Source organism: Eggerthella timonensis (genome assembly GCF_900184265.1).
Lineage (GTDB): Bacteria > Actinomycetota > Coriobacteriia > Coriobacteriales > Eggerthellaceae > Eggerthella > Eggerthella timonensis.
Genome location: NZ_FXXA01000002.1, coordinates 95,707 through 116,211, shown reverse-complemented (window position 1 = coordinate 116,211; position 20,505 = coordinate 95,707). Strand labels below are relative to the sequence as shown.

General features: G+C 64.2%; 18 protein-coding genes and 2 tRNA genes. 10 read left to right on the top strand and 10 right to left on the bottom strand.

The annotated features are described in order from the left end of the window. The first annotated feature begins 291 nt into the window (after window positions 1-291). The 4 genes from C1A15_RS00560 (at window position 292) to groL (ending at window position 4,629) form a co-directional block, all read left to right on the top strand. Window positions 292-1,548 carry a sensor histidine kinase gene (locus tag C1A15_RS00560; RefSeq protein WP_101720772.1) on the top strand — a complete coding sequence of 419 codons (1,257 nt, stop codon included), beginning with the start codon at window positions 292-294 and terminating at the stop codon, window positions 1,546-1,548. Continuing rightward, window positions 1,549-2,241 (top strand): response regulator transcription factor, encoded by a 693-nt coding sequence (locus C1A15_RS00555; RefSeq protein WP_101720771.1) that lies wholly within the window; start codon window positions 1,549-1,551, stop codon window positions 2,239-2,241. It begins immediately after the preceding gene. A 289-nt stretch (window positions 2,242-2,530) separates the two neighbouring features. Next, complete coding sequence (locus C1A15_RS00550) at window positions 2,531-2,818, top strand: co-chaperone GroES (protein ID WP_101720770.1); 288 nt, start codon at window positions 2,531-2,533, stop codon at window positions 2,816-2,818. A 176-nt stretch (window positions 2,819-2,994) separates the two neighbouring features. Beyond that, window positions 2,995-4,629 (top strand): chaperonin GroEL, encoded by a 1,635-nt coding sequence (gene groL / locus C1A15_RS00545; protein ID WP_101720769.1) that lies wholly within the window; start codon window positions 2,995-2,997, stop codon window positions 4,627-4,629. Window positions 4,630-4,655: 26 nt separating this feature from the next. Here groL and C1A15_RS00540 read toward each other — a convergent pair whose 3' ends face one another. Further along, window positions 4,656-6,086, bottom strand: coding sequence for a hypothetical protein (locus tag C1A15_RS00540; protein ID WP_146001774.1), 1,431 nt, complete (start codon window positions 6,084-6,086; stop codon window positions 4,656-4,658). A gap of 342 nt (window positions 6,087-6,428) precedes the next feature. Between C1A15_RS00540 and C1A15_RS00535 the strand changes: the two genes are divergently transcribed. Continuing rightward, window positions 6,429-7,298, top strand: a complete 870-nt coding sequence (locus tag C1A15_RS00535) for an arsenic efflux protein (RefSeq protein ID WP_245864851.1) — start codon at window positions 6,429-6,431, stop codon at window positions 7,296-7,298. Window positions 7,299-7,379: 81 nt separating this feature from the next. Next, window positions 7,380-7,985 carry an HD domain-containing protein gene (locus C1A15_RS00530; RefSeq protein WP_101720766.1) on the top strand — a complete coding sequence of 202 codons (606 nt, stop codon included), beginning with the start codon at window positions 7,380-7,382 and terminating at the stop codon, window positions 7,983-7,985. Window positions 7,986-8,087: 102 nt separating this feature from the next. On the opposite strand, the gene C1A15_RS00525 is transcribed toward C1A15_RS00530, so the two are convergent. Beyond that, window positions 8,088-9,836 (bottom strand): FAD-binding protein, encoded by a 1,749-nt coding sequence (locus tag C1A15_RS00525; RefSeq protein ID WP_101720765.1) that lies wholly within the window; start codon window positions 9,834-9,836, stop codon window positions 8,088-8,090. A gap of 218 nt (window positions 9,837-10,054) precedes the next feature. Between C1A15_RS00525 and C1A15_RS00520 the strand changes: the two genes are divergently transcribed. Beyond that, window positions 10,055-11,467 carry a response regulator transcription factor gene (locus C1A15_RS00520; protein ID WP_101720764.1) on the top strand — a complete coding sequence of 471 codons (1,413 nt, stop codon included), beginning with the start codon at window positions 10,055-10,057 and terminating at the stop codon, window positions 11,465-11,467. A 99-nt stretch (window positions 11,468-11,566) separates the two neighbouring features. Here C1A15_RS00520 and C1A15_RS00515 read toward each other — a convergent pair whose 3' ends face one another. Continuing rightward, window positions 11,567-12,835 carry an MFS transporter gene (locus C1A15_RS00515; protein WP_101720763.1) on the bottom strand — a complete coding sequence of 423 codons (1,269 nt, stop codon included), beginning with the start codon at window positions 12,833-12,835 and terminating at the stop codon, window positions 11,567-11,569. A 1-nt stretch (window position 12,836) separates the two neighbouring features. Next, complete coding sequence (locus tag C1A15_RS00510) at window positions 12,837-13,283, bottom strand: universal stress protein (RefSeq protein ID WP_101720762.1); 447 nt, start codon at window positions 13,281-13,283, stop codon at window positions 12,837-12,839. Window positions 13,284-13,483: 200 nt separating this feature from the next. On the opposite strand from C1A15_RS00510, the gene C1A15_RS00505 reads away from it, so the two are divergent. The 3 genes from C1A15_RS00505 to C1A15_RS00495 all read left to right on the top strand — a co-directional run bounded on the left by C1A15_RS00505 (window position 13,484) and on the right by C1A15_RS00495 (window position 14,246). Next, window positions 13,484-13,559 (top strand) — tRNA-Lys (locus tag C1A15_RS00505). Between the two features lie 63 nt (window positions 13,560-13,622). Further along, window positions 13,623-13,696 (top strand) — tRNA-Gln (locus tag C1A15_RS00500). A gap of 73 nt (window positions 13,697-13,769) precedes the next feature. Further along, window positions 13,770-14,246, top strand: a complete 477-nt coding sequence (locus C1A15_RS00495; protein WP_245864850.1) for a hypothetical protein — start codon at window positions 13,770-13,772, stop codon at window positions 14,244-14,246. Between the two features lie 58 nt (window positions 14,247-14,304). Here C1A15_RS00495 and C1A15_RS00490 read toward each other — a convergent pair whose 3' ends face one another. From C1A15_RS00490 to C1A15_RS00465, 6 genes are read right to left on the bottom strand one after another with little or no spacing between them, the layout of a single operon-like run. Then, window positions 14,305-15,288: an endolysin-like domain-containing protein gene (locus C1A15_RS00490; protein ID WP_101720761.1), complete on the bottom strand. Its 984-nt coding sequence runs from the start codon at window positions 15,286-15,288 to the stop codon at window positions 14,305-14,307. Continuing rightward, entirely contained in the window at window positions 15,288-15,935 is a 648-nt protein-coding gene (locus C1A15_RS00485; RefSeq protein WP_101720760.1) for a holin, read from the bottom strand. The genes C1A15_RS00490 and C1A15_RS00485 overlap by 1 nt, the downstream gene beginning before the upstream one ends. Window positions 15,936-15,952: 17 nt before the next feature. Continuing rightward, entirely contained in the window at window positions 15,953-16,765 is an 813-nt protein-coding gene (locus C1A15_RS00480; RefSeq protein WP_101720759.1) for a phage baseplate protein, read from the bottom strand. 14 nt (window positions 16,766-16,779) lie between these two features. Then, window positions 16,780-16,995, bottom strand: coding sequence for a hypothetical protein (locus tag C1A15_RS00475; RefSeq protein WP_101720758.1), 216 nt, complete (start codon window positions 16,993-16,995; stop codon window positions 16,780-16,782). Window positions 16,996-16,998: 3 nt separating this feature from the next. Beyond that, window positions 16,999-18,063, bottom strand: a complete 1,065-nt coding sequence (locus tag C1A15_RS00470) for a hypothetical protein (RefSeq protein ID WP_101720757.1) — start codon at window positions 18,061-18,063, stop codon at window positions 16,999-17,001. Further along, window positions 18,047-20,494, bottom strand: coding sequence for a fibronectin type III domain-containing protein (locus C1A15_RS00465; RefSeq protein ID WP_101720756.1), 2,448 nt, complete (start codon window positions 20,492-20,494; stop codon window positions 18,047-18,049). The genes C1A15_RS00470 and C1A15_RS00465 overlap by 17 nt, the downstream gene beginning before the upstream one ends. Window positions 20,495-20,505: the final 11 nt, after the last annotated feature.

Here is a 20,505-nt window from a genome sequence, read left to right as displayed (position 1 = left end):
CATGGACAAAAACTCGAGTATTCGCTACTTTTTCAAGGATTCGAGCGCCTCGGAGAAATTCATTTTTTTGAAACTCCCTGGTCACGCTGCCGTGGTTTCTGTTTATCTTCAAATGGAGATAAAGAATACGAGTCTTTTTGTCCACCCGCCCGCTTTTCCGCCGACAAACCAGGGTTCGAAGTGCTCACCGTCATCCGAGCTCCCGGACTTCCTCCATGCTGCGAGCGCCTCTCGGCAACATACATCGGCTGGGGTATGGCAGAGCCTCGACGGGTCGCGTAGTATGGGGCCATGGACAACTTTCTGGTGAACAATCGACCGATGAGCCCCAAGGATTGGGGCATCGACGCCGCCGTCACGGCGCTGGCGTTCCTCTTCGGCTGCGTGCAGCTGATGCTGGCAGCCTCGAGCATCGTCATCCCCGACCTCGCGCTGCGTCAGTACCTGGGCATGGTGAACGTCGTGCCGAACGTGCAGGTGTTCGTGGCCCTGGCCATCACAACGCTGCCGCTCATCGTGCGCCGCCGCTTCCCGTGGCCCGTGTTCCTGTTCTGCCTCGTCTCGTTCCTGGGTTTGCAGAACGCGTTCAACGGGTTCTCGCTTACCATCGTCGGGCCCGTGGTGGCGCTCTACACCATCGCCAGCGAGCGTGGACGCACCGAGGCCATCGTCGCGGTGGTGCTGGCGGTGGCGGGCCTCATGTTCTCGGATCCGCGCGCGGGCTCGGCGAACATGGTGCTGTTCACGCGCTTCCAGAACATCGCGATGGTGGTGGCCGCCGGTCTGGCCGGCTACGCCTACCGCACCCACCGCGCCTACGTGAAGGCCACCGAGGAGCGCGCCGTCGAAGCGGAGCGCACGCGCGAGGAGGAGGCGGCTCGGCGCGTGGAGGAAGAGCGCGTGCGCATCGCGCGCGAGGTGCACGACATCACGGCGCATTCGCTGTCCGCCGTCAGCATCCAGGCGGCAGCAGCCGAGCGCTTGATCGATCGCGATCCTGCGGCGGCGAAGGAGGCCATCGTCACCGTACGCGCTACGGCGAAGAGCGCGCTCGACGACATCCGCAGCATGATCGGCGTGCTGCGCTGCGGCGACGATGCGGCCGAGACGGCGCCCACGGCGGGAACCGATCGGCTGGACGACCTCGCGGGGTACCTGCGCGATGCGGGCATCGAAGCCGCGCTCAAAGTGAAGGGCTACCGCCGAGCAGATGTGCCGGCGCATGTGGATATGGCGCTGTTCGGCATCGCGCGCGAGGCCGTCACGAACGTCGTGCGGCACGCCCATGCGCGCACGGTGATCATTCGCTTGACGATCGAGGCGGGCAAAGCGCGCCTCGTGGTGGAAGACGACGGAAAGGGGTGCGGCCTGTCGGCATCGTCGACGTCTTCGGGCACGCTGCCCCAGGCGGCTGATGGAGAGGGTCACGGCATCGCCGGCATGGCCGAGCGCGTGCACCTGCTGGGCGGCACGTTCTCGGCGGGCGACCGGGCGGGCGGAGGCTTCCGCGTGGTCGCGTGCCTGCCGACGAAAGGAGCGGAGGCGTAGATGGAAGAACGCGTGCGGGTGGTGGTCGCGGACGATCAGGATCTCGTCCGCAGCGGTTTCAAGCTCATTCTCATGTCCTACGACGGCATCGAAGTGGTAGGTGAGGCGCGCGATGGCCATGAAGCGGTGGAGATGGCGTCGCGGCTGCGTCCCGACGTGGTGCTCATGGATATTCGCATGCCGCGCATGAACGGCATCGAGGCCACGCGCGCCATCAATGACGACCCTGCGCTCGAGGGCGTGCACGTGCTCATCCTCACGACGTTCGACCTCGATGAATACGTGTACGATGCGCTGGCCGCCGGTGCCAGCGGGTTTCTGCTCAAGGACGCCGAGCCCGACGAGATTGCCGCAGCCGTACGCGTCGTGGCGCAAGGCGACGCGCTCATCGAGCCGTCCATCACGCGTCGCCTCATCGAGACGTTCGTGGCCACTCGTCCCGCCACGCTCGGCGGCGCCGCTGCCGTGGCGGCGGGCCTGCGCGCCCTTACCGATCGAGAACGCGAGATACTCGCTCTGGTCGCGCGCGGATTCACGAACGACGAAATAGGCTCCGAACTATTTATATCTCCCGCGACGGTGAAAACCCACCTCGCCCGCATCATGGCGAAGCTCGACGCCCACGACCGCGCCCAACTCGTCGTGCGCGCCTACGAAGGCGGCCTGGTGAAGCCCGGGTCCCTGGCACGCTAGGTTCCAGTGTGGCGTGAGGCGGGGGGGGGGGTGAGACTTCCCGTCCCCCGCCTCACCCGTCCCCTCGCGTCCCATTTGTGATGATCGTTTGACGATTGCGCAAAATCTCAGTCACGGGCGCTCAGATTTCTTCAAATCCCCTTGCATTCAGTGATGATGATGCTATGATAACGCAGTGTTTAGCACTCGTTACCGAGGAGTGCTAGCAGTCGCCACGAACGAGTGGTTAAATAGCGAACATGCGGCAAACCGGGTTCGTGCATACGTCGGACGAAAGGAAGGCAACGTTATGAATTTGAAACCTCTGGGTGATCGCGTTATCGTCAAGCAGGACGAGGCCGAGGAGACGACGGCCTCCGGTCTGTTCCTCGCAACCGAGGCGAAGGAAAAGCCCCAGAGCGGCACTGTGCTGGCAGTGGGCGACGGCAAGCTCGACAAGGACGGCAACCTCGTTCCGGTTCCCGTGAAGGTGGGCGACAAGGTCGTATACGGCAAGTTCGGCGGCACCGAGATCAACGTCGAGGGCGAGGACGTACTGATCCTCCGCGGCGACGACCTGTACGCTGTATTCGCATAGCTCGACCTGACGGCTTTTTGTGACGGCCGCCTAGCCCCTCAGCTCCTTGTCGCTTTCGCACACGGCCCATCAGGCCGCTTAGCTCAAGCTCCTCGGTGCTTCACGGCTATGCGACTCGCCACAAAAACCCTGTGATTACTTTTATTGATAAACGCGGTTGAAAGGATACATGCAACATGGCTAAGGAAATCAAGTTCGAAGCCGACGCTCGCAGCGCGCTTGCCGCCGGTGTCAACAAGCTGGCCGACGCCGTCAAGGTGACGCTTGGGCCCAAGGGCCGCTACGTGGCGCTCGAGAAGTCCTATGGCGCTCCGCTCATCACGAACGACGGCGTGACCGTCGCCAAGGAAGTCGAGCTCGAGGATCCCATCGAAAACATGGGCGCTCAGCTGGTTCGCGAAGTTGCCGTGAAGACGAACGACGTGGCCGGCGACGGCACCACGACGGCGACGCTGCTTGCCGACGTCATCGTGTCCGAGGGCCTGCGCAACGTGACCGCCGGCGCTGATGCGCTTGGCATCCGCCGCGGCATTCAGAAGGCCACCGACGTCGTGGTCGAGGCCATCAAGGCCGACGCGACGCCCGTGTCCACCAAGGAGCAGATCGCGAACGTCGGCACCATTTCCGCCGGCGACGCCGAGATCGGCAACGCCATCGCCGAGGCCATGAGCGCGGTCGGCAACGACGGCGCCATTTCCGTCGAGGAGAGCCAGACGTTCGGCCTCGAGATGGACATCGTCGAGGGCATGCAGTACGAGCGCGGCTACATCTCGCCGTACATGGCCACCGATATGGAGAAGATGGAGGCCGTGCTCAGCGACCCCTACATCCTGCTCACCGACCAGAAGGTCACCAACATCCAGGATATGGTGCCGCTGCTGGAAGAGGTCATGAAGTCCGGTCGTCCGCTGTTCATCGTCGCGGAGGACGTCGAGGGCGAGGCTCTGGCCACCATCCTGCTGAACAAGCTGCGCGGTACGTTCAACTGCGTCGCCATCAAGGCCCCCGGCTTCGGCGACCGCCGCAAGCGCATCCTCGAGGACATCGCCGCCGTCACGGGCGCGCAGGTCATCGACAAGGACTTCGGCATGACCATGGCCGATGCCCGCATCGACATGCTGGGCCATGCCAAGACGGTCAAGGTCACCAAGGACACCGCCCTCATCGTGGACGGCGCCGGCGACAAGAAGGCCATCGACGACCGCATCAGCCAGATCAAGGCCGAGCTCGAGCGCGTCGACTCCGACTTCGACCGTGAGAAGCTGCAGGAGCGCCTGGCGAAGCTGTCCGGCGGCGTGGCGGTGCTCAAGGTGGGCGCTGCGACCGAGTCCGAGCTCAAGGAGAAGAAGTCCCGTATCGAGGACGCCCTGCAGGCGACCCGCGCGGCGGTCGAAGAGGGCATCGTCGCCGGCGGCGGCGTGGCGCTCGTGGACGCGCTCCCCGCGCTCGACAAGGTCGAGGCTGCTGACAAGGACGAAGAGGTCGGCGTCGCCATCATCCGCAAGGCGCTCGAGGCTCCGATGCGCGCCATCGCCCAGAACGCGGGCTTCGAGGGCAGCGTCGTGGTCGAGCACGTCAAGGGCATGGGTGCAGGCGAAGGCCTGAACTGCGCCAACGGCGAGTACGGCAACATGATCGAGATGGGTGTCAACGACCCGGTCAAGGTGACCCGCACGGCTCTGCAGTCCGCTGCCTCCGTTGCTGCCCTCATCCTCATCACCGAGGCCACCATCAACGAGATCCCGAAGGATCCGGATCCGGCGGCCATGGCCGCTATGGCCGGCGCCGGCGGCATGGGCGGTATGATGTAGCATCTGCGCCCACGCGCAACCACGCACTAACCAGGGAGGCGGCCATCGGCTGCCTCCCTTTTTTTCGGCATGGGGAACGTGGCGTCCGCGGAAGCCTGCGCTCCTTCGACTGTCGAGAAGGCCAGCTTCTCGGAGTAGGAGCCGGTGCCGAGCCCCGCTACGGGCCTCACGGACACCGCTGCGGTCTGCCCGGGCTGAAGCTCGAGCCCGTTCGGCAGGTCGGCGGTGAACAGCTCCAGCGGGTCTGCGGAGACGTGCAGCGGCACGTCTCCTGCGTTGGAGAGGGTCAAGCGCTGGGCCGCGACATCGGAATAGCCTGCCGTCGCGGAGAACGACAGCGTTGTCGGCTCTACGACGAGCCTCGTCTCGTGGGAAACGGCGACGGTGACGTCTCCCGCGTCGGAGCCGTCCGCTTGGGCGATGTAGGCGGACGTGACGTCCGTATCGGGGTCGCGGAACGACACCACTGTCGCGCCGACGGGATCGACGATGCGATTGTCTGCGCCGAGCACGATGCGCCCGTCTCCGTCTTTGGTGAGGAAGCCGGCTGCAAACACGGCCGAATCGCTGTCGTGTCGCCCGACGGCGTCGGAAGGCACTGCCGCATGCACGAATCCGTTGTCGGCCAAGGCGAATTCGACCGTGCCGTAGGTGTGGATCGCTGCCGACGGCTGATAGGCGTTCCCGCTAGCCGCTTCCACCTGCGATGCTCCGGCGAATGATATTCCGGCATCGGCTTTCACCGCTGTCGTAGTGGCCGACGTCGCGGTCAGCGTGCTGTCGGCGACGTCGAGCGTGCCGCGTTCTTTGCCTGCGTACACCGCTGTGTTATCGGCTGCGACGTGCACGGTGCTGGCGTCGATGACGACAGGGCCCCACGACTGGATGCCCGTGCTGAGGCCGCCCGGTGCCTCCACGTTAACGGTGCTCGATGAGATGCGCAGCGTTGCGTCGTTGAGCTGATACAGCGCGTGGCCCGCCTTGAGCGGGTCGTCGGTTCCGTACGCCATGTTGCATGCAAGATCGGCCCCTTCGATGAACATGTCACCATCGCCGACAAGGCATTCGAATTGGGTCTGCATGGAAAGCGTCGCGCCCTGCACGCTCAGGGTTCCGTCGCATGAAACGCCTCGCATCATGCGGTTCCGCGTTGAGAGTGCGCCGGTTCCGTCTACAAGGCCTACAAGGTCGTCGGTACCGTCGGTCGATTCCATCCCGATGGCCGTGACCCAGCTAAGCTCGTTATCCTCGCTGTACGCTGGAAACGCGAACGTGCTCGTTCCAACAAGCCGCACCGTGAGGTCGCCGTCGGCATACACGCCGTACCGGTACGTGTCATCGTCGGCGGTGATCACGCAGGGCGTGTCGACGAGGGCGTTCTCGAGCGTAAGCGTGTTCGTCGCGGCATCGTAGCGGATGGGGTCTGTTTCGGAGCCGGGGTGTGCGATCATATCCACGCCATTCGCCATGACGGTAGAGGGCGCAGGGCTGGCAAACGCTGGTTGCGCGGTCCAGCAGAGCAGCGCAGCCGCCGCGGCAAGGGCTCCGGCGATCAAGAGAGCCGGAAAAGGCAGGGAGCGCGTGCTGGCGCTGGCGCGTGCGAAGGCGAGCGGGCGGGGTGTCATGGACGGCCTCTTTCTCTATCGAAGCATGCGTGGTTTCCGACGATAGCAAAACTGCGCCTTGGAAAATACGGCGCATCTGGGCTGGCTCTGCACGGTTAGCGTTCCGTGACCATTTCGCGACGATATGGGTGTTGGGCGATGGTTGGGCTACAATACGGCGCTATGGAAGAAATCATGCATATAGCACTCGACGTGCTGGTAGACGCGGTCAAGGACACGCTCTACATCATCCCGTTCCTGTTCGTCACGTACTTGGCCATGGAGTGGCTCGAGCACAAGACGAGCGGGAAGACGGAAGCCGCCATCCAGCGCGCTGGCGCGGCGGGACCGTTCATCGGCGCCATCGTGGGCGTGGTGCCCCAGTGCGGTTTCTCGGCGGCTGCCGCGACGCTGTGGGCCGGGCGCGTCATCACGCTGGGAACGCTGTTCGCCGTGTTTCTGTCCACCTCGGACGAGATGCTGCCCATCTTCATCGCCGAGCAGGTTCCGCTCGACGTCATCCTGAAGATCGTCGGCGCGAAGATCATCATCGGCATGATCATGGGCTTCCTCGTGGACGCCGGCCTGCGCATCGCGCGCCGCATCGATATGCCGCTGCACATCCACGATCTCTGCGAGCAGGAACATTGCCACTGCCACGACGGCGAAGGCGGCATCCTGAGAAGCGCGGTCAAGCATACGCTGCAGGTGACCTTGTTCATCTTCCTCATCACGCTCGCTCTGAACGGCCTGCTTGCCGTGGTGGGCGAGGATGTGCTGGCCGAGTTCCTCAGTGCGAATCCGGCGCTTTCGGTGTTCGGCTCGGCGCTGGTGGGCCTTGTCCCGAACTGTGCGGCCAGCATCGTCATCGCGCAGCTGTACGTGGAGGGCGTGCTGGGCTCGGGTGCCATGCTGGCAGGCCTGCTCGTCTCGGCGGGCGTGGGCCTGCTCGTGCTCGTGCGCACGAACCGGCACGTGAAAGAGAACGTCGCCATCATCGTGGGGCTTTACGCGATGGGCGTCATCTGGGGTTTGCTGGCGAATGCGCTCGGCATCGTGTTTTAAGGTTTTCCGCGTGCTGACTTCGCGCACCCTATGGGGTAGGATAGCGGAAGGCACCGAATAGAAGACGAGAAGGAGAGCATCATGGCGACACTCGAGGCCGGCCTGACGCGCGATGAAGCGTTCGCGCTGCTGCAGGAGCACAACAAAGACCCGTTCCATATCGAGCACGGCGAGACGGTCGAGCAGACCATGCGCTACTTCGCGCGCGAATTCGACCCCGAAAACGAGGAATTCTGGGGCATCGTCGGGCTGCTGCACGATCTCGACTGGGAAGAGCACGACGACGAGCCCGAGCTGCACACCATCTATGCGGCCCCGTTGATCGAAGCCGCCGGCGGTTCGCCCGAGCTGATCCGCGCCATCCAGAGCCACACGTCCGACTTCAACCCGGAGTTGCCGAAACCCGAGTTGCAGATGGAGAAGATCCTGTTCGCCGCCGAAGAGCTGACGGGCCTCATCGGAGCGGCGGTGGTGATGCGTCCCTCGAAGAGCGTCATGGACTTCGAGGTGAAATCGCTCAAGAAGAAGTTCAAAGACAAGCGCTTCGCCGCCGGGGTGAATCGCGACGTCATCCGCTCGGGCGCCGAGATGCTGGGTTGGGAGCTGGACGAGCTGTTCGCTCGCACCATCGAGGCCATGCAGTCTTTCGCCCCCGACAAGGACACCTTCGTCCCTGCCGAAGGATAACCCGCGGTTCGACTCCATCACGAGCGAAGCCCCTGCCGCATGCGGCAGGGGCTTCGCTGCGCGAGGGGCTCGTTGAGGGAGGGAGACGCGAGCCCCGAAGCATTACGCCAGGTCGCCGGCTATGTGGCGGACGGCGTGGCGGGCGAACGTGATGGTGCGGCCGCAGGCGCAGCCCACGATGTACTCGGGATAGTTGTTGCCGAAGATGCTGCCCGAGCAGTCGCCTGCGGCGTAGAGGCCCTCGATGGGCTTGCTCTGGGCGCCGAGCACCTGCATGTCCTCGTTGATGCGCAGGCCATCCACCGTGGTCAGCAGCGAGCCGCCGTACCAGATGCCGTAGAACGGGGCCGTGCGCAGCTCGGACAGGCGGTAGGCTTCCTTGCCGAAGTCGGCGTCTTCCTGGGCGTCGTAGAAGCCGTTGTACTTCTCCACCTCGGCCAGGAACGCTTCCTTCGCCTCGCCCTGGAAGCCCAGCTTGTCGGCCAGCTCCTCGATGGTGTCGGCCTTCACCATGGTGCCCTTTTCCAGCTGGTCGGCGTAGATCTCGTCGAGCGGGGTGTCGGCTTCCTTCGCCAGCAGCTGCTGGGTTTGACGCGAGCAGCCGATGGTGCTGAAGCGCTTGACGTCTTCTTTGAGGTTCGAGTCGAACACCTGGCAGAACACGCCGCCCTCGTGCTCGGCCGCGGCGAAACAGCAGAAGTCGTAGGGAGTGGACTCGTTCACGAAGCGCTTGCCGTCGCGGGTGACCTTCATGAGCGGTTGCGAGCCGAGGTTGAACTGCTTGTCGGTGCCTGCGAACGTGGCCACCTCGCCGGGGCCGCTGATGATGCCCGCGTTCTCGCCCGGCTTCACGGCGCCGCGGTCGAAGATCATCGGCGCCCCGATGCTGTCCTTCTGCGCGCCCGCCCACATGCCGGCCTTGATGCCCTCGCCCACGTTGTTCGGCGAGCCGTACTGCAGCGTGACGCAGCGGTCGACCATCGGGTTGCACGCGCGCAGCATCTCGGCGTTGCTCGTGTAGCCGCCCGTGGTAAGCAGCACGCCCTTCGCAGCGTCCACCTGGACGTATCCGCCGTCGGCCTCGAAGATGGCTCCCGTCACCTTGCCGGCGTCGTCCTGCACCAGCTTCACCAGCTTGTGGTTGTAGGTGACGTCGTAGCCCTTGTCGTTGATGTAGGACAGCAGCACCTTGTTGCGCTCGAGCGCTTCGCCGGCGGCGTCCTTGCCCGAGTAGTAGTGCTCCATCGGGAACAAGGCGAAGCTCGTGCCGCCGGTCTCGTGGTCGATGTCGTTGTCGAACGCGCACGTCATGCCGGCCTGCGTGAGGATGGGGTCGATCCAGTCGACCACGCTGGCGCTCTCCTTGATCCACACGCGGATGACGCGCTGGTCGCACTGGCCCGAAGCGTAGCGCGAGAACTCGTTGAGCAGGCGGCCTTCGTCCACGTGCGCGCCGGCGGCCTCGGTGTACTTCGTGTTGATCGCGCCGAACCAGTGACGGCTGCGCTGGATGGAGCCGGACTTCTCGCACAGCATGAAGTCGAGTCCCAAGTCGGCGGCCGTGGCGGCTGCGGCCATGCCGCCGTTGCCCGCGCCGATGATCAGCAGGTCGGTCTGCTTCGTCTCCTTGATGTCGTCGGCCGCGATGTCGGGCGCGCTGCCCAGCCAGTCGGTTTGAGCAGATGCGTCGGGCTTGGTTTCGGCGGCATCGGCCTTCGTCGCGTCGCCGGACGTCTCGGCTTTGGCTTGCGGGGCGCATCCGGCCAAGCCGAACGCCGCGAGCGCGCCCGTGGCTGCGGCGCCCGTCAGGAAGCTTCGACGCGAAAGACTCTGTTCTGCGATGTTCTTCATGATTGTTCCCTCCTGAGAAACGATTGGTGAACCCTGGGGCCATCATGCCGCGCCGCGCGGGCGCTGTCCTCACCGCGCAAGGACCAAGTTCGCGCATTCGCCGCGTCCGCTCCTCTCACCCCCGTGGTACCAGAACGGTGGTTTCCCCTTGTCAGGCGAGGGTGAAGTGCGGTAGGCTTGCCTGCATCGGGGAAGCGGGCAACGACCGGGGGAGGCGTATGATCGAGGTACGGAACACCATCAACGCGACGTGGGTTCGCTGTCTCGTCGCGTTGATCGCCGAGCTGTTCGGCACATGGTTGACCAACGCGGCGCTGTACCCGCGCTACATCGGCGTCATGTCCGAGGCGCGCGATGCGTCGTCGCTCGTGGGCGTGATAACGCTCGTCGTGCTGGCGGTATGGGCGCTCAAGAAGCCCTCGTCCATCAACGAAACGACTCTGACGGCGGGATCGTTCGTGCTGTACTCGGCGGGATTCGCGCTCATCGTGTTGGGAATCGCGCAACAATCGGCACCTCTGCTGCTGGCGGGTGCGTGCGTGCGCTCGGTCGGGTCGCGCTGGGTGGTGGTGCTCATGGGCATATCGCTGTGCAAGCTCGACAAACGCTCGTGCATGCTGTGCATCGCGTCGGCCTTGGTGGCAAGCTACCTGCTGCGACTTCCGTACATGGGAGCCGACGCGACGGTGAGCATGGCGACGCTGTTTCTGCTGCCGTTCATCATGTACGCCGCGTGCCGCCCGCTGGCGCTCGATATGCTCGCCGTCATCCGCGAGGCGGTGCCGCCGGCGGAGACGTCCATCACGCAGCCCGCGTCGTTCGTGCCGTTCGCGCACGGGCTGTTCGTGGCCATCTTCATCTTCCGCATCGCGTACGGGTTCGCTCTGACGTTCGGCTCGATCGACGGCAACCCGCAGCAGACGTTCTTCGGCTTGATCCCCATCGCCATCCTCTTGGTCATGGCCCTGATGCCGAAGGTGCCGAAAGCGGATGTGCTGTACCAGGCCGCAGCGCTGTTCGTGGTGGGCGGATTCCTCGCGGTGGTGGTGCTCGTGGGCCGCGCGCCCGGCGACATGGCGTTCGCGAACGGGCTGCTGTACGCGGGCAGCGAGTGCTTCGATGCGCTCATGTGGTTCGTGCTGGCCTCCATCGGCGCGCGCAACAAGGTGAACGCGCTGGCCGTGTTCGCGTGGGGACGCGCGGCCTCGTCGGCGGGCCTGCTGTGCGGTGCGACGGTGGGGCATGTGGTGAACGCCACGCCCGATCCGCTGACGGTGTCGGTGGGCATCGCGGTAGTGCTGTTCCTGTTCGTGGCGATGAACTTCACGGTGCTCAAGCCGTTCGGTTTCCAGGCGACTATCGACGGCGTGCAGTCGGTTGAGCCCGTCGCGGCAACGGCTTCGGTGGGACTGCCGGAGAAGAGCGCCGCCGTGGCCGCGCGGTACCGGCTGACGCCGCGCGAAACCGAGCTGCTCGAGCTGTTGGCGCATGGGCGCAACGGGCCGTTCATCCAGGAGAAACTCGTGTTGTCGCGTAACACGGTGAAGACGCACGTAGCGAACATCTACGGCAAGCTGGGCGTGCACTCGCAGCAGGAGCTCATCGACCTGGTGGAACAGGCGGGAGACTGAGGCGGGCGGGAGACGGGGGCGTGAGACAGAGGGACGGGGTAATTGTCTCATCTGCGATGAGACAATTACCCCGTCCCTCTGTCTCACGCCCCCGTCTCCTTATTCGCGTTCGGCCTCTTCGAGCTTGCGCCGCATGGCGCCCTTCTTGCGGCTGACCACGAGGTAGGCCGCGAGGGCAAAGATGGCAACGAACGACATGGCTTCGAACAGGCCGCGATAGCCCCACAGAGGCTGGACGATGCCCAGCAGCAGCGGGCCCACGCCCACGCCGATGTCGAGCAGGATGTAGAACGTCGAGTTCGCCAGGCTCAGGCGATCATCGGGCGCGATGCGCACGGCCAACGCCAGGCCGCTGGCCTGGACGGTACCCACGCCGAAGCCCAGCAGCGCCGCCGCGATGAGCATGGCCGCAGGGCGGTACACGGTTGCCAGCAACCCCATGCCGACGATGAACGCAATGAACGCGGGGATCATCACCACGCGATCGCCTTTGCGGTCGAACAGCTTGCCGGTGATCGGCCGCGTGACGAACGTCGCGATGGCGTAGACGACGAAGAAGAAGCTCGCAGGCGCTTCGAGCCCGCTTTCGGCGGCGAAGGGGGTGAGGAACGCGAGCAGGCTGGAGTAGCAAAAGAACAGCAGCGCGCACACGGCGCTGATGGGGATGACGCTCGTCTCGAGGTAGTTCTCGATGCGCGGGCGCGGCACGCGGAAGTTGCCGGCTTGCTCGGTGCGTTCGTTGCGGGCGATCTCACTCGCCCTTTCGGCAACCTCCGCATCCGTGGCAGGCGCCTCGGGAACTCGCAGTTGCGCTGCCGCCAGCAAGCAAGCTCCGGCAACGGCGGCCGTCACGACGAACAGCGTCTGGAAACCGGCGTACTGCGTGAGTGCCATGCCTAAAAACGGCCCGATGGCCGCGCCGAGCGTGACGGACAGCATGTAGTAGCCCACGCCTTCGCCCTTGCGGCCGTCGGGCACGAGCGCCGTGACGATGGTGCCGATGGTGGTGGAGCACATGCCGTAGGCGATACCGTGCAGCAAACGCAGGGCGAACAGCAGCCAGAATCCCAGGCCGGCGAGGTACAGCGCCGAGAACCCCACTTCGAAGACGGCGCCGATGACCAGCAGGCGCTTGCGGCCTACGCGATCCATGATGCGCCCGCTCACGAGGCGCGCGATGAGCGCGCCGATGATGAAGATGCTGGCGGCGAGGCCGGCGGTGGCGGCGGGCGCGTCGTAGGTTTTCATGGCGTAGTCGGCCACGACCACCATGAGCCCGTAGTAGTTCACCATGAGCAGGAAGTTCACGGCCGTGCCCAGCGTGAAGTCCTTCGTCCAGAGTTTTTCTCGTTGCTGTGCGGCGGGCATGTTAGTTGGTCGCCCCGGCTTTCGTCGGTGCGGTGGGTGCGTCCTTCGCGATGAGCACGGCGATGGGGGAGCCTTGCACCACGGCGTAGCTGACGCTGCCGAGGAAGCCCTTCACGCCGCCCTGGCCGCGGCTGCCCATGACGATGAGGTCGCAGCCTTCGTCCTGCGCGCACTTCAGCAGAAGGTCGGCCGGCGAGCTGCCCTTCAGCAGGTGGGTGTGGGCCCTGTTCGGCACCTCGTCCGCCAGTTGCTCCATCTCGGCCAGAACCTTCTTCGCCTCGTTGAGCAGCACGGTCTCGGCACCGGTGCCCATCCCGTAAAGCTTCACCACGTGGACGAACACGAGCTCGACGCTTTCGTCTTGCGCGCCGATGGAGCGCGCCAGTTCGAGCGCTTTAGCGGAGGGTGCGGAACCGTCGTAGGCAACCAGGACCTTGGAGCACCACATGAGGCATCACGGCCTTTCTTCGAGGGGACGTGCTGATCCTTCGATTGTAGTACGAATTGTTTCGGATTGGATAACGGCATGGTGGCAAAGGGCCGACGGTCTTGCGGGCGCGAAGATGTGCGGCTGGTGTTCGTCAACATAATCATTGACCCACCCTGCCTGCCCGGCTAAAATGAGTACTCGCGCATTGCTGCGAACGTGGGCCGTTAGCTCAGCTGGTAGAGCAGGGGACTTTTAATCCCAAGGTCGCGGGTTCGACTCCCTCACGGCCCACCATTTTCTTTTTTCGGGCAATGCGAAGTTCTCGGCGCGCCGCATCGCGGGCGTCTCCTTTCAAACTGGGCCATCGTCCAACGGCAGGACTCTGGTTTTTGGTACCAGCTATCCAGGTTCGAATCCTGGTGGCCCAGCCACTTCTCGAACGCGTCCTAGGCGCGCATCATGATCTGACCGACACCGAATTCGAATCGCGCGGAAGGAATCGACATGAATGCATGGATGAGGAAACTTGTAGTGATGGGATGTGCCGGTGTTATGGCCGTGGGGCTTGCCGGCTGCGCATCGGGAGATGGTGGGAATGCGCAAACCGACAGCGGGTCTAATGCTCCTGCGGCTCAAGAAGAGCAGAAGCAGCCGCTTGACCTGTCGGGCGAGTGGAAACAGGTGAACTCCAACGCCGAAGACAGCTACCAGGTTGCAACCATCGGCGATGGATCCATCACGGTCGAATGGGTTGGCGATGGCGGCGACACGAAGTCGCTGTACTGGGCTGGCACGTACGTGGCTCCCACCGAGGCGACCGACAGCTATACGTGGGAATCTCAGAACGATACGGAACAGACGGCGAGCGCCATGATGGCGTCAGGAGACGAAACCAAGACATTCTCTTATGAGAATGGCCAGCTCAGCTATGAATTGACTGCGCTTGGCACAACGATGACCGTGAAGATGGATCGCGCATAGCGCACTCGTTTTGCCTATGGAACTGCCCCGGCGATCGCGGTCGTCGGGGCAGTTTGGTTTACAGGACGACCAGCTGTGCGCGGAACGCGGAGATGACGCCGCCGTTGCCGGCATAATCGTCGCCGTATCCGCTGGTGTCGGAGGTGTCCACCATGTTCGCGAAGAACCCGCAGCCGACGTTCGCCACCGCATACTCGATGCCGAGCCAACCAGTCAGGTCGGGGCGCTGCGTCTCGTAGTAGCAGCGAACCCCCGTTACGGGCGAGCCGTCGCCGGCGCATCCGCGTTCAAGATCGTTCACGTCGTAGCCGCGCACAGCGGGCAGCCAGCCGTTTCGCTGCGTGCGCACCTGGTACCATCCCGGCATGTCGAGGGCGAGGTAGAGGATGGGCGAGCCGTCGCCCGCGTAGTCGTCGCCCGAGCCAGACGTGTCCCGATGGTTCACCATCTCGGGCAGCCATCCCTGCGCTTGCGAGCATACGCGGTAGCGGAGGTCGGGGACGGTCGAGCTGGGTTCCGGCGCGTAAGAGGGGGCTCCGCCGTTTCCGGCGTAGCGCAGAATGCCATCCCAGGGGTAGTTGTAGTAGGGGCGCGTGTTGGACTCCTGTCCGGTTTGATCGCCTTCGCGACCCCCGACGATACCGCCGTTCTCATTGATGCTGAACTGCATGAGCACGTCGGGGACGGCCGTTTTGCACATGGCCGTGTGATTGCGTTCGTTGAGGTAGATGTCGCCCGGTTGCGCGACGTAGCTCATGGGCTCCCAGATGAAGTTGCCTGTCGAGCACATGCAGCTTCGCATATTGCCGGTGTAGGTTGCGCCCCCGCAGTCGACCCCGGCCGCCTCGTAGGCGCTGATGACGGCCGACGAGCAGTCGCGGTCGCCCCCGGCGAAGGAGTAGGCCTTGCCGTCGACGACGAGCGTCTCGCGGATGCCGTTGCCCCAGCGGTTCGATCCTTGGGTATAGCCGTGGCCGGTATCGCCGTCGTGTGTCACGAGGTGCTGCATGATGCGGACGGCCACTTCGTTCGAGGCGGTCATCAGTTGTTCCTCGCGAGGGAGGCGACGTTCGCGCCCTCGTCCACCTCGGGAATGCCGACGACGCTGGTCAGTAGGCTCACGACGGCCATGGTCGCAGCCACGCCGAACATCTGCGGCCAGTCGAGGGCGACGATGCTCACCAGGTCGGCGCCGATGAGCGTGACGAGCGCTTGCGCCGCCGTTTTTACGGCGCGGATGGCGGCGGCGCGGATCCACTGCGCGAGGGCAGGGGCGTCGTTCGAATTCACGGATGCTCCTTCGTGCGCTTGGGCGATTTCGGGTGCGGAATGGTTTGCGACGCTCGCGCGAAGCTGGGGCGCGACTTCGGCGGTGTATGCGCGGTACCGCTGAACGGGTTCGAGGTCTTCGAGCGCGGAGTCGCGGGGCGCGTCGTCGGGGATGGTTCCGTCGAAGTCGATGAGCTCGCCCGATTCGAGGCGCGTTTCCCAATGCCCTTGTTCGGGCACGTCGATCACAACGACGACGTCCTTGCCGCCGTTGGGGTATTCGGCCACCACTTCTTCATGCGATATCGCCTCCGCGTCCACCACGTAGCGGTGGAACACGCGTCGCCAATCGTCGATGAGACGGCCTTTCGAGAGATCGGGGTTGATGAGGGGGTTGTTGTTTTCGTCGAGTATGATCATGGTTCGTCCTTTGCTTGCTACGCGGTGCGTCGCCATGCGTAGAGGGTTTGGTAGGCTGGCATGTTGTTGTGGGCTGCGCCGCCGCCGGCAGCCTTTGTTGTGAATGCATGAGCATGGATCGCCGGAACGTCAGTGTCGTACGGGTTAGCTGTCTTGACCCAGGTGCCACTGTATCCGCTGGTAGTATGCTTGCCATCGCTATGTACGCTGTATCCGCTCGAACTTGCCGTGCTATATGCCGCGTCCTTGTCGAGGCCGAACCAATGATCATGCGCACCGTCTCTGTTGGTTGAGCCGGTATGCGTGTGGCTAGGCATTTGCGCTACGGTGAGCGTGTGGGTGTTCGAGCCGCCCGTCGCGGTGCCGGCGTTGAAGTAGGGGAATCGTCCGGTGATGGCTGTCCAGGTTCCGCCGAACAGCGATGCGGGGCTCGTGGAAACGTAGCTGATATACACGGCTCCGACCGGGTATGCGAGCAGCCCGATCGCTTTCGTCGTCGTGACGCCGGTGCCTCCTCGTGCAACGGAGAGCGTGCCGCTCGTGATGTCGGCGGCCGTATGCTTGTGATTGGCGGGAGCGAAGCCTTCCGCTTCGCGATCCCCTCCGACAACCGCTATGGCCAGCCATTCCGTCTCGCCGACGAGCAGCGCGACACGATTGCCGACTGCTGGATGGCAGCAGCGGATAGCGGGGACGGCTTCTTGTTGGCCATCAGGTCGAACCAACAGCGTGGTGCCGGAGCCGAGTTCCAAGACGGTTCCGAAGCGCATTCTCAAGGGGCGTTGCGACGATTGCCCGGTCATAAGCTGGGCGATTTCGAATGCATCCATCGGTGTGCTCCTTTCTATCGGGTGCTGAACATTGCGATGAGTGCTGTGGCCATCGCGCCGGCGCATGAGGTGACGATTACCCAATACAATCTTTGCAGCTGGGACAGGATCGCATCCATGCGAGCTATGAGCTGGGTTTTCTCGAAGTCTCGATCCTCGAGCTCGTCGACGCGCTTGTCGAGTCGCTTAAAATGCTCCTCATGCGCCGTATGCTTGTCGCAAAGTGCCATGCCTTACCTCCTCGTGCAGCGCTGGAATCGGGTCGTGCATTCCATGCCGGGGCGCAGAGCCATGGTCTGCCGAACCGCGGCAAGATCGTTTCGCCTGATCCCGGCCCGGTCGTACACGAACTCGCATACCTCTCCCATGTTTATGGGAAAATACGCGTGCGCTATTTCGAACGATTCAGCGGCTGCCGTCTTGGTTGCGAGCACCGCTTCGGCTCGGGCAGCAAGCGCTTTTTCGTCGGCGCTGTCGCTCACGCTTTCCTTGTAGACGATGCGCCGTCCGCGTGCGCCGATGGAAAAGGCGCTCTCGGGATCGTCGTTCTCTGCTGTGGCGGTTATCGGCGCGTTGTTTCCGGCGCTCGTGCAGGTGACGGTGACGACGTTCGGCACCGAAAACGTGTCGCACTCGCGCACGATGCCGCTGCGGAACACGCAGGCGTCGTCGTCGCGAAGCGAGAACGACGGCGCGCGATCTGCCGGGTTCGCATACGGGCGCAATAGCACGTTGCCGAATCCATCGCAGGTCGCCGATTCGAACCCGGCGAAGCTCAGCAGCCAGTTGACGGCATCGAGCTTGCTCGCGTCCTCGTCGTCGAACACGGCGGATGCGGTGAGTTTCGCGCCGTGGGAAGCGGTTACCGCGCGCAATCCGGTCGCTTCGATGAGCTTCCTGGCCTCTTCGACCGCATCCGCTCCTGCGGTAAGGACGAGCGGGGAAGAGAGGGCGTCTTCGGCGAGCACCTGCAGCACCCCGTACAGGTCGGCGGTTCCTTCCTCGATGGCTCCGCGATAGGTGCTCGAAGGGGTGGCGACGAGATAGGTGCCATGGGCGATGCTGACGCGCTCGCCGGTGCGGGGATCGAGGCTGTCGGAATACACGCGCAGCAGGTCGCGGCCCAAGCTCGGCTCGTCGATGTAGGTCAGCGATCCGGATGCTTTGATGGCCGTCAGGTCATTGCGCTCAAGGGTACCGCCGGTGATGCCGGCGATCTCCTCGGCTTCTTCCCAGGTGCCCCAGGTGACGCGTACGTACCTGAACGTGTCGATGCGGCCGCTAGAGGACCAATCCATGAGCCCTCACCTTCCTCCCGCTCAGTTCGACGGTGTTGATCAAGGGGTTTGCCGACGATGTCGACAGCTTGCAGGTGAGGTGCGCGGGCTCTACGGCACCATGCGGGTAACGGACAATCTTGACGCCGCGATCCTTCGCCAGCCGCTCGAACGCTGCGGCTACCGAGGGCTCGTCCGCCCAGCCATCCGGCGCAGTGTCGGCGCGCCACCAGACGCTTCCCGAAATTTCGGACGACGTTTGAGTGGCCGACCCGTAGAACACGAGCGGATCCTCGCTCCCTTCGGTATCGATGATTTCGCTGTCGGGTTGGCGGTCGTAGCTCCATGCCACGTCCATCGCCACCTTCGCCACGTCGGCGTACCCGGTACTTGCGTTGAAGTTGACGAAGACGAATCCGCGAGACGGCACGACGACGGAAGCCTCTTTGTTTGAGGTGAGGCCGTTCGCGGTATAGGCGACCACGCGGTAGGTGAGTTGCCGATCGAGCGGCGGGTAGGGGTCGACCGCGCCCGTTCCCGAAACCACCTTGTCGACAATGCAGGTCAGGCGTCCATCGGGGTTTTCTCGGAAGATGCCGAGCGATGCCGTTGCCGGCAGGTCGACGCCGGCGCGATCGCCCGAGAAGCAGGAGATCGACACGCGACCGTACACGGGATCCTGCTCGACGATGAGATCGGGGACGGCGGGCTCGAGGTATGCCGTCTTGAACGTGCGCGTCGACTGTGCGGTCAGCGACGACGTGGACGTAGTGGAAACGGTGATGGTGAACGAGGAGTTATTCGTGGGCAGCATCTCGTCAGAGCTGATGTCGAGGGCGTTCGCCGTTCCCTGGACGGTCTTCGAAAACAGCGTGGCGCCGCCGCTCGACTTCACAACGACCGTTGCTTGCTGCTGTTCTCCCGAGGGATCGTCGTGTCTCCATGACACGCGGACGGGCACGTCGGTAATGACCTGCCCGTCGACGGCAGGGGACAGCACGGTGACTGACGGCACTTGGCACACGCGGAACGTGCGCGTGCTCGACCAGGGGCTGAAATCGGCATGCGCGCCTTTTGTTCGCACGCGCCACGTGACGGTCGCGTTGATGTCCCAGGTGGTGGCAACGTCGAGCGCTTGGTCGCTGGTTGCCGCATACGTGGCCCAAGCGACGCCGCCGTCAACGGATGTGGCGACTTCGGCTTTCGTTTGCGGGCTGCCGTCGATGGGGTTGTGCACCCAGGCGAAGCGTACGGTTTGCTGGGTTTTCGGCACCACGACGCCCGAAGCGGGCTCTTGCAGGGTGGGCGCCGCGGGAGCGATGATGGTGATCACCTTGTTAGACGGCTCCGACCAGGCGCTTGCGAGCGAGCCGCGCGTGTTGCGCACGCGATAGTAGAACGTGCCGCCGCCCGGAGTGTCGTCGAAGGACGTGACCTTGTTGGACGTGATGGTGCGCACGGTTGCCCATTCCGTGCTGTCGGTTCGACGCTGCACTTCAGCTGCCGTTGCCGTGAGCGCGGAATTGTCCATAGTTACGGTGACGATCGCCTCCGTTTTGCGCGCAGCCGTTACCTTGGTCGGCGTTGCGGGCGAGTTGAACGTTGTTCCCGATTGCGCATAGCCGCTGTAGCCGGCGGCGTTGGCGGCGCGAACGCGGTAGGCGTACGAATGGTTTGCGCTGGTGGACGCGTCGACGTACGAGGTCGAAGTGCCCGAGACGCTGGCTATTTCCGACCATGATCCGCTGTCCATGAGGCGCTCGACTTTGATGGTCGCATACAGACCCGACACCGATGTGCCGTGTTTCCAGGAGACGGTGTTCTTCGTGTCGGAATTGCGCGTGTTCGTGCAGGCGGTGCAGCTCGGCGGCGTGGTGTACGTGAATCCGGAAGTCGCGTACGCGCTGGTTCCGGCGGAATTGCTGGAGCGGACGCGGTAGCGGTACACGTGGCCGGCGCTCGTTGTCGTGTCGGCATGGGAGGCGCTGCCGCCGCCGATGCTTGCGATCTGAGTCCAAGCGCCGTTGTCCACCTGCCGCTCGACGAGGATCGAGACGTACGGGTGCGTCGTGTCGGGATGGTTCGTCCAGCTGAGATTCATGCGCGTATCGCTAGCGCGCGTTGCCGTCAGCGCCGTGACCGGCTTGGGGGCGTACACGGGCAGCGCGGGGATGGTGACCCAAAGTTGGGCCTCCGCCGATCCCGCCCATGCGCCGTAGCCGTTAACCGTCGTGCCGCGAACCCAGGAGAAGAACTTGAGAGAGTAGGCCCCCGTCCGACGGGGAAACGGGCCGAACTCACGGGTATAGTCGGCAACGTTATCCGTCCCGTTGAGCACGCCGCTCGCCGAGTCGCTTGCAAGGGCGTAGCCGCCGCCTTCGTAGTAGTACCCGACGTAATTGTAGACGCCATACTGATACGCGGCTTCCCACCCTGATCCGGAGGTAGCCACGCCTCGCACGG